The organism is Rhodococcus sp. WWJCD1 (assembly GCF_002258735.1).
Taxonomy (GTDB): Bacteria; Actinomycetota; Actinomycetes; order Mycobacteriales; family Mycobacteriaceae; genus Rhodococcoides.
In genome coordinates this window covers 150,096-157,298 of the sequence record NZ_NOXY01000011.1, presented here as the reverse complement: position 1 = coordinate 157,298, position 7,203 = coordinate 150,096, and the positions used below count along the sequence as shown (strand labels likewise).

The window sequence follows — 7,203 nt, the reverse complement described above, 5'->3', positions numbered from 1 at the left end:
CCCACCCCCGCCGCCACAGCCGCCTCCACCACCGCAGCTGCTGCCGCCTCCGTCACCGCTGCTACCGCCACCACTGTCACCGCCGAAACCGAACGATGCGGCTCCGCCGGCCTGGGCAGAGCCATAACTGAGGGCACCCGCCATGGCCGGATCGAGCATCAGCAGAGCCCCCGCTCCGAAGAGTGCAGCCGACATGCCCGCTCGTGACGGCCCGTACGCGGTGAACGACGGACGAGAGCGCGGTGAGAGATAGTCGTTCTCGACGCGAAGGCGTCGGAGTTCCGCGTCTCCTTGTGCGGTGCGGCGGCGTCGACGCCGAACGAACGGGAGTGTGAGCAGCAGCAATAAGATGATGCCGACGAGGAACAGCACCGGTTTCCCATTCGCAATGCCGGAGATCACCCGTACGAATCCGACGGCTGCGACGAACAAGATGGGGAACACACGGACAGTCGATGCACCACGCTCGGACCGCCCGTGCAGCAGACCCTCATCGATGAGCTGGCTCCGCAGCTGCGCGCACGCTACGGACATGTTCGTCACCAGTCGGGATCGAACCAGGGGTGCTTTGCCGCTGCCGAGTCGCTCGAGGACGGTGCGGGTGAACCAATCCAGATGTGTCCGCTCGGTGGCGGTCAGGGCGCGCCGCACTCTGCCCCGGGAGTCGATCACGTCTGCACCTCGGAGGATCGCCAACGACGCCATCACTGCCTGCGTGTCGTTGGTGAGTGCCCCGACCTCGGGCGGCGTGAGCACCCGCCCGGTAGGAGAGGCGGGAACAGACCGGTGCGAGGCGAGCCGATTGCTCAGCAGCACCAGGGCCACGGCGAGAAACGCGGCGAGCAGATACCACCGCAGAAAGTCTGCGCTGGCAATCCCCCAGGTGTCGGTAGTCCCCACGGCTGCACCACCCTTCGGTCGGAACCAGCATCTGGTGTCAGTATCGGGCCCACCGGCCAGAAGGCAAGCGCAATAACGTCCCCGCGGGGACGCAAGTGCTGTCTGCCTGAAGTTCTTGTCGGTGCCCCGTCGTACCGTTGTCGAACATGCATTCGATGAATGGGGGCGTTCATGAGCGACATGGTTGAGGCAGGGTCGGCCGAGATCGAACAAATCGAGTCCGAAATCTGCGCTTTGGCAGGTCAGATCGCTGCGGCGTCGGCTCAGTATCTGATCCTGGTGGGCGAATTCGACTCTCGACGCGGATGGGCGGCATGGGAGCTGCGGTCCTGTGCGCATTGGTTGTCGTGGCGGGCGGGAGTCGATCTGCACACCGCCCGCGAGCAGGTGCGGGTGGCCAAGGCGATGCGGGAGCTGCCGTTGATCACGTCGGCGTATCTGAGCGGCACGATCTCGTACTCCAAAGTGCGCGCGATGACGCGTGTGGCCACGGCCGAGAACGAGGCGTCGCTGCTCCAGAAGGCACTGGATGCGCCGGCCGCGCATATCGAGCGCCTGTGCCGTGGTCTGAAGAAGGCGACGCGTCCGACCAGGGGCAACGGCGTCGACCTCGATCCGTGTGTGGGGCGGTGGCGCTGGGACGAGAACGACGGCTCGCTCGTGTTCAGCGCGCGATTTCGGCCGGAGGACGGGAAACGGTTTCTGGCCGCGTTGACCAGGGCCGAATACGAGCGGACCCGAACCGGCGACGAGGCGGACGCCGACCGAGCCGCCCCTGCGCCGCCCAATCCGGTTCCGGCGATGATCGCGATGGCCGAGATGGTGTGCGCTGCACTGGACTCTCCGGTTGTCTCCCCTGCTGCAGAGGTGTTGGTGCACATCGGTGGTATGGAGGAAGCGGGTCACGATCATGCCCATTTCGACGACGGGCCAGGTTTGGACGACGAAACGCTGGCTCAGGTGCTGTGTTCTGCAGTCATGCGTACTGTCGGCCACGGCCGGCTGGGAAAGACTGTGCGGTGGAGTTCGACTGCCAAATCCCCGAGCCGAACTCAGATGCGCCAGTTGATCATTCGAGACCGATGCTGTGCGGTGCCGGGATGCGGTCGAACCCGCTTCATGCATGCGCATCACGTCACCTATCGCTCGCGCGGTGGTGAGACCACGCTCGACAACCTGGTGCTGCTGTGCGGCGAGCATCATCGAGCGCTGCACGACGGTTACTTCTTCATCGAAGCCCGTGGAGATCAATGCTTCTCGTTTCGCCATCCCTCGGGAACCGAGATCATCCACGCTCCCGCCGTGTCGGGAGACGCCGACGAGATCAGGCGGCAGTACGGCGGCATCGCACCCGACGCCATCGTCCCGAACTGGGGCGGTGAGGGCCTCGACCTGAGCTACGCGACCGATGTCCTGATCACAAATTGGCAGCAGGCTGCATGAAATGGGGTCGTCGAGGGCAAGTTAGTGTGACGAAGAGACTCGGACAAGAAGCGGTGGGATATGAGCGTCGACAGATCGATGGAGGACGAACAGTCCTGGCCGGTGGAACGAGCACCGCTCCGCAACGACGCGACCAGGCCCGAGGACGATCCGTTCTACACCGCGCCCGCGGGCTATGAATCGGCGCTTCCCGGGACGATTCTCAAGGTACGGCCGGTCGAGGTCGCGATGTTCGGTCGCGTACGCCAGCGAGTCGATGCGTGGCAGCTGCTGTACCGCACCGCAGATCTGGGCGGTCTTCCCCAGGCCAGCGTCACGACGGTGCTGCGCCCGCGGAACGCCGAGCCGGTCCTGTTGTCGTATCAGTGCGCCATCGACGGCGTCGCGTCCTCGTGCTTTCCGTCGTACGCGCTTCGCCGTGGCTCGAAGGCCGTCGGTGCCGTTCCACAGTTCGAGTTCCTGCTGGTTCTGCATGCCCTGCGTCGCGGGTGGACCATCTCGATCCCGGACCACGAGGGCCCCGACGGGCACTGGGGTTCGCCGCAGGAACCCGGTTTCTGCACGCTCGATGCCATCCGCGCGGCGCTGTCGTTCGAGCCACTCGAATTGAACGACAACACGCCCGTCGCGCTGTGGGGTTACTCGGGCGGCGGCCTCGCGACGTCCTGGGCCGCGGAGATGGCACCGGAGTACGCGCCGGAGATCGAGTTGGTCGGTGCCGCTCTCGGCTCGCCCGTCGGAGATCCGGGATCGGCATTCACCCGGCTCAATGCGACGCTGCACGCAGCGTTGCCGACGCTGGTGGTGGCTGGCTTGCGGCGTACCTACCCCGACCTGGACCGGGTCATCCGCCAGTACGTCAACGAGGACGGAATGCGCATTCTCGATTCCGTCGAGTCGATGACGACCGTCCGGGCCGTCACCCGATTGGCCCGACACGATCTGGACAAGTACATCGACGTCCCGCTGGCCGATCTGCTGGCGTTGCCCGAAATCGTGCAGGTGTTCCTCGACATCCAGCCCGGTCGCATTGCCCCGACGGCTCCGCTGCTGGTGATCCAGGCGGTGCACGATCAGATCATCGCCGTCGACGACGTGGACGGGCAGGTCGAGCGGTACAACGAAGCCGGTGCCCATGTGACGTACCTGCGAGATCGGCTGAGCGAGCACCTGTCGCTACATCCGCTCTGTGCGCCCCTCACCCTGGATTGGCTGGCCGATCGGTTTGCCGGCGTGCCGGTGCCCGGCCCCTCGACGCGGACGGTGTGGTCCACCGCGTTCTCGCTCGCGGCGGTTCGTGGTCTGGTGTCGCTGACCTGGACGACGTTCAGAGCATTGACCATCGGCGTCCGGGCGTAGCTACCCTAGGGCCGATGCAGCGAACCTGGGTACGGATACTCACCGGCACGATCGCGATTCTGGGCATCCTCACCGGCCTGGTGGCGTTGGGCGTGTACTACACCGACACCCGCGTCAACGTGCTGATCGCACTGGCGTCGTTCGTTCCGTTGATGTTCATCGCTGTTGTACTCGGCGCACTCGTGGCGCTGATCGGGCGGCGCTGGGTTCTCGCGGGAGTCTCGACGCTCGTGCTGGCGGCAGGTGCAGTGTCGTACGCACCGCTCTACGTGGCCGACGCGGTGCCGAGCTCCGACGGTGTGCGGCTGCGTGTGATGCAGGCAAATTTGATGGTGGGACGCGCTGATCCGGCGGCTGTGGTCGGTCAGGCGCGCGAGAACTTCGTCGACGTCGTCACAATTCAGGAATTGACCGACGAGTCGGTGATAGGTCTGCGTGACGCAGGCATGGAAGAGCTCTTTCCCTACAGTTACCTTCGGCCGTACGTGACGGGCGGCGGTGGGGCCGGGATCTACAGTCGGCTGCCGATATCCGACAATCGCGAACTCGTCGGATACGGTCCGGTGAATCTTGCGACCCGAATCGAGGTCCCCGATTCGGAGCCGATCTCGCTACTGGCCGTGCACCCGGGACCCGCTTACGTCACTCCGGCAGACATCTGGACCGCTGAACTGGACACTCTCCGAGGCGATCTGGAGGCCGTGTCGGGCACCGGACCGGTGATCGTCAGCGGAGACTTCAACACGACCTATTCGCACAAGAAGTTCCGCAACCTCCTCGATGCCGGATACTCCGACGCCGCAGCGCAATTGGGGAAGGGCTTGGTGCCGACGTATCCCACGGACAAGGGCACGCCCGCTGTCGTGGGTATCGATCACATCCTGTCCAACAGCGGACACGCTCGATCACTGGAGAGAATCGATCTCCCGGGATCGGATCATCACGGATTGATCGGAGAGATCGAGTTCGACCGGTAGATCAGCGAAACGAGTGGACGTTGCGCCGCGCCCAGTGCGCGAATGTCGTAGCGGTGCCGGTGATCTCGGTCAGCGTTCGGTCGACCTGCTGCGGATTGTCCACCGAGGACTCGAGCCCGTCGACATAGGTGATCGCAAAGTCCCCCATGCTGGGAGTCAAGTCGTCGATGGTCTCCTGTCGGCTGACCGTCTCGAAGGTCAAGGGGCGGCCGACAGCGCCGGAAATTCTGTCCAATAATTGGACGCGCGTGAGGGTTTCGGGTCCGGTGAGAACATGGGATCTACCGTGATGCGTCTGTTCGTCGATGAGAACGGCCGCCGCCGCCGAGGCGATGTCGTCCATCGCTATCGGGGCATTGGCGGCATCGGGGAACGGCTCACGGACGCAACCGGATTCGATGATTCGCTCCGCCCACATCGTCGAGTTCTCCATGAATTCGCCCGGCCACAGGTGAGTCCAGTGCATCCCGGATTTCTCGACCGCCACGGAGATCGGATACCACCAGTTCTCGGGTGGACCTGCGAGATCGACGACATGCCGTACCCCCGCGGCTCGGGCGAGCTCGAGGACAGGTTCGATCGTGCTCGGATACGGAGCCAGGTAGATCTGATCGACACCGATCAGGGCGTCGGGCAGAGAATCCACCCGACCGAGAAACCCCTCGGCGATCTCCACGCCCGCGGGCAACTGCGCGCGTTCGGGATGGTTGGTCAACGCTCGCACATCGGTTCGTCCCGCGGCCAGAAGGTGGTCGACGAGTATGCGGCCGATATTGCCGGTTGCACCGGTGACCAGAATCGTCATACCGTACAGCGTACGGCATGACGATTCGGTGTAGGAGTGGAAAAGTGAGCCGATCAGCTCACGCGAGCGGACTGCTTCCGAGACTTGCCGCACTGCAACAGGATTCGCACTGCAGCCGGGGTGCCGTCCAGCGATGTCACGATGTCGTTGCGCGTCTGTGCTGCCGCTGCGGAGACCGTGTCGAGTGACGTCTCCGCGGGATCGAGGGTTGCGGTGATCTCGACGACCCGCTCGCCACGGTCGGACACCGAGCGGCCGGAAGCGGACACAACACCCTCGTGGGCTGCCAAAGATTTCGCTGCACTCTTGGCGGCGGTGGTCAGATCGACACTGAGCCTGCCGTCGACGTCGGAGTCTGCTGTGGAGGCAAATGCGACAGTGCCGACCGAGCGGCGCGGCAGGTGCGCGAGGAGCCACCAGAGTCCGAGAAGAACGAGGACGATTGCGGCTGCTCCGAGTGCCCAGGGCCACCACCCTGCATCGACGGTGGTGTCGACGAACGCGGCATCGATTCGCTCGCGGCCGGGGAACTTGCCGCGTTCCCATGCGATGGCTCCACCGCCGAGGGCGATCAGTGCGAGCCCGACGACCGCCGTACTTGTTCGGTCGAGGGATGCGGTAGCGCGCTTCATGAGGCTTGTCCTGTCGTTCGCACTCGGGTGCGGACTTTCGGTGCCGACGCGAGTGGGCGGAGGGCATCGTCCACGGAGGTGACGATCGAGGATTTCAGGGCCGAGGTGTCGGTGCCGGTCACGGTGGACGCGGCAACGGTGACCTTCTTGTTGCCGGCCTTGGCCGTCGCGGAATCGACTCCGACGTTGTCGAGAGCGGCGGCGCGAGCCACTGCGGCGACGTCACCCTTGCGGAGCCAGACATCTTGTTCGGTGAGAGCACGATGGGTGCGTCGGCGTGGGCGGACGGCGACGAAAACAAGGACGAAGCCGATGACGACGGCGGCGATGCCGCCGGGCAGCATCCAGCTCTGCGCGGTGAGCCCATCCAGATGCGTAGCCGCGGGGCCGACCCATTCGGACCCGTCGAGGGCGCCGAGCTTCAGCAATGCCTCACGGCCGAGGACCACCCCGGCACCGATGAGGAGGAGTGCGAACAGAACAGCAGGGACAGCGGCGGTAGGGTTTGCCACCGGCTTCTTGCTCGGCTTCTCGCTCATTGCACTCTCCCTTCTTCGACGGTGGCTTCGGCGGGCACGCACTGGACGGTGACGTCGACTCGGTCGACTGTGTAGATGCCCAGCTCGGACAGATCTCTTGCCACTGCCGCGCGGACATTGGCGGCGACCTTCGCCAGTGGCGACGGCCAGGTGACGGCCACGGCAACCTGCGCACGGACGCGTGTCCCGTTGATCGTCACGTCGGCCTTCGGCAGGTCACGTCCGCCGAGGACGCGTAGCCCGGGGTTGCGGTCGGTGACCGATTCGGTGCCGCGAGCTGCGAGAACGGCGAGGCGCTCGACGGCTTTGTGCTTGATTTCCAGTGAGCCTCGCTCACCGGGCTCCACCGCTGTCTCAGTCACGACCGCGACCACGCATGATCGAGTTCAGGTCCAGTTCGCCGTCGATGTAGCGTCCGACGAAGAAGCCGAGGCCGCCGAGGACGATGGCGATGAGGAAGCCGGTGAAACCGCCGGCTGCTGCGGCGATGGCCAGCAGAAGTCCCACGAACAAACCGATGGTTGCAGTGGTCATGGTCTTGATCTCCA

General features: G+C 65.0%; 9 protein-coding genes. 3 read left to right on the top strand and 6 right to left on the bottom strand.

The window, feature by feature from the left end:
- A partial coding sequence (locus CH286_RS07685; RefSeq protein WP_255182602.1) for a TIGR04222 domain-containing membrane protein occupies positions 1–900 on the bottom strand: 900 nt, incomplete at its 3' end.
- A gap of 171 nt (positions 901–1,071) precedes the next feature.
- Between CH286_RS07685 and CH286_RS07680 the strand changes: the two genes are divergently transcribed.
- The 3 genes from CH286_RS07680 to CH286_RS07670 are packed head-to-tail and all read left to right on the top strand — an operon-like array spanning position 1,072 to position 4,679.
- The gene (locus CH286_RS07680; RefSeq protein WP_255182601.1) at positions 1,072–2,343 is read left to right on the top strand and encodes an HNH endonuclease; all 1,272 of its coding nucleotides are present in this window, start codon (positions 1,072–1,074) and stop codon (positions 2,341–2,343) included.
- 60 nt (positions 2,344–2,403) lie between these two features.
- Positions 2,404–3,702 carry a lipase family protein gene (locus CH286_RS07675; RefSeq protein ID WP_094608844.1) on the top strand — a complete coding sequence of 433 codons (1,299 nt, stop codon included), beginning with the start codon at positions 2,404–2,406 and terminating at the stop codon, positions 3,700–3,702.
- A gap of 14 nt (positions 3,703–3,716) precedes the next feature.
- A complete protein-coding gene (locus CH286_RS07670; protein ID WP_052058517.1) occupies positions 3,717–4,679 on the top strand; it encodes an endonuclease/exonuclease/phosphatase family protein in 963 nt (320 codons plus the stop codon).
- 1 nt (position 4,680) lies between these two features.
- Here CH286_RS07670 and CH286_RS07665 read toward each other — a convergent pair whose 3' ends face one another.
- The 5 genes from CH286_RS07665 to CH286_RS07645 are packed head-to-tail and all read right to left on the bottom strand — an operon-like array spanning position 4,681 to position 7,189.
- Complete coding sequence (locus CH286_RS07665) at positions 4,681–5,484, bottom strand: SDR family oxidoreductase (RefSeq protein ID WP_094608843.1); 804 nt, start codon at positions 5,482–5,484, stop codon at positions 4,681–4,683.
- Between the two features lie 53 nt (positions 5,485–5,537).
- Positions 5,538–6,116 (bottom strand): hypothetical protein, encoded by a 579-nt coding sequence (locus CH286_RS07660; RefSeq protein ID WP_094608842.1) that lies wholly within the window; start codon positions 6,114–6,116, stop codon positions 5,538–5,540.
- Positions 6,113–6,655 (bottom strand): DUF6286 domain-containing protein, encoded by a 543-nt coding sequence (locus tag CH286_RS07655; RefSeq protein ID WP_094608841.1) that lies wholly within the window; start codon positions 6,653–6,655, stop codon positions 6,113–6,115. The genes CH286_RS07660 and CH286_RS07655 overlap by 4 nt, the downstream gene beginning before the upstream one ends.
- Entirely contained in the window at positions 6,652–7,017 is a 366-nt protein-coding gene (locus CH286_RS07650) for an Asp23/Gls24 family envelope stress response protein (protein ID WP_037152512.1), read from the bottom strand. Before CH286_RS07650 ends, CH286_RS07655 begins: the two co-directional genes overlap by 4 nt.
- On the bottom strand, positions 7,010–7,189 hold the full coding sequence (locus CH286_RS07645; protein ID WP_027495126.1) for a hypothetical protein: 180 nt from the start codon (positions 7,187–7,189) through the stop codon (positions 7,010–7,012). Before CH286_RS07645 ends, CH286_RS07650 begins: the two co-directional genes overlap by 8 nt.
- Positions 7,190–7,203 lie beyond the last annotated feature (14 nt).

Bases quoted from the DNA above. Each gene is read 5' to 3' on its own strand.
- CH286_RS07680 (WP_255182601.1), top strand. From the start codon at position 1,072: ATGAGCGACATGGTTGAGGCAGGGTCGGCCGAGATCGAACAAATCGAG.
- CH286_RS07675 (WP_094608844.1), top strand. From the start codon at position 2,404: ATGAGCGTCGACAGATCGATGGAGGACGAACAGTCCTGGCCGGTGGAA.
- CH286_RS07655 (WP_094608841.1), bottom strand. From the start codon at position 6,655: ATGAGCGAGAAGCCGAGCAAGAAGCCGGTGGCAAACCCTACCGCCGCT.
- CH286_RS07670 (WP_052058517.1), top strand. From the start codon at position 3,717: ATGCAGCGAACCTGGGTACGGATACTCACCGGCACGATCGCGATTCTG.
- CH286_RS07645 (WP_027495126.1), bottom strand. From the start codon at position 7,189: ATGACCACTGCAACCATCGGTTTGTTCGTGGGACTTCTGCTGGCCATC.
- CH286_RS07665 (WP_094608843.1), bottom strand. From the start codon at position 5,484: ATGACGATTCTGGTCACCGGTGCAACCGGCAATATCGGCCGCATACTC.
- CH286_RS07660 (WP_094608842.1), bottom strand. From the start codon at position 6,116: ATGAAGCGCGCTACCGCATCCCTCGACCGAACAAGTACGGCGGTCGTC.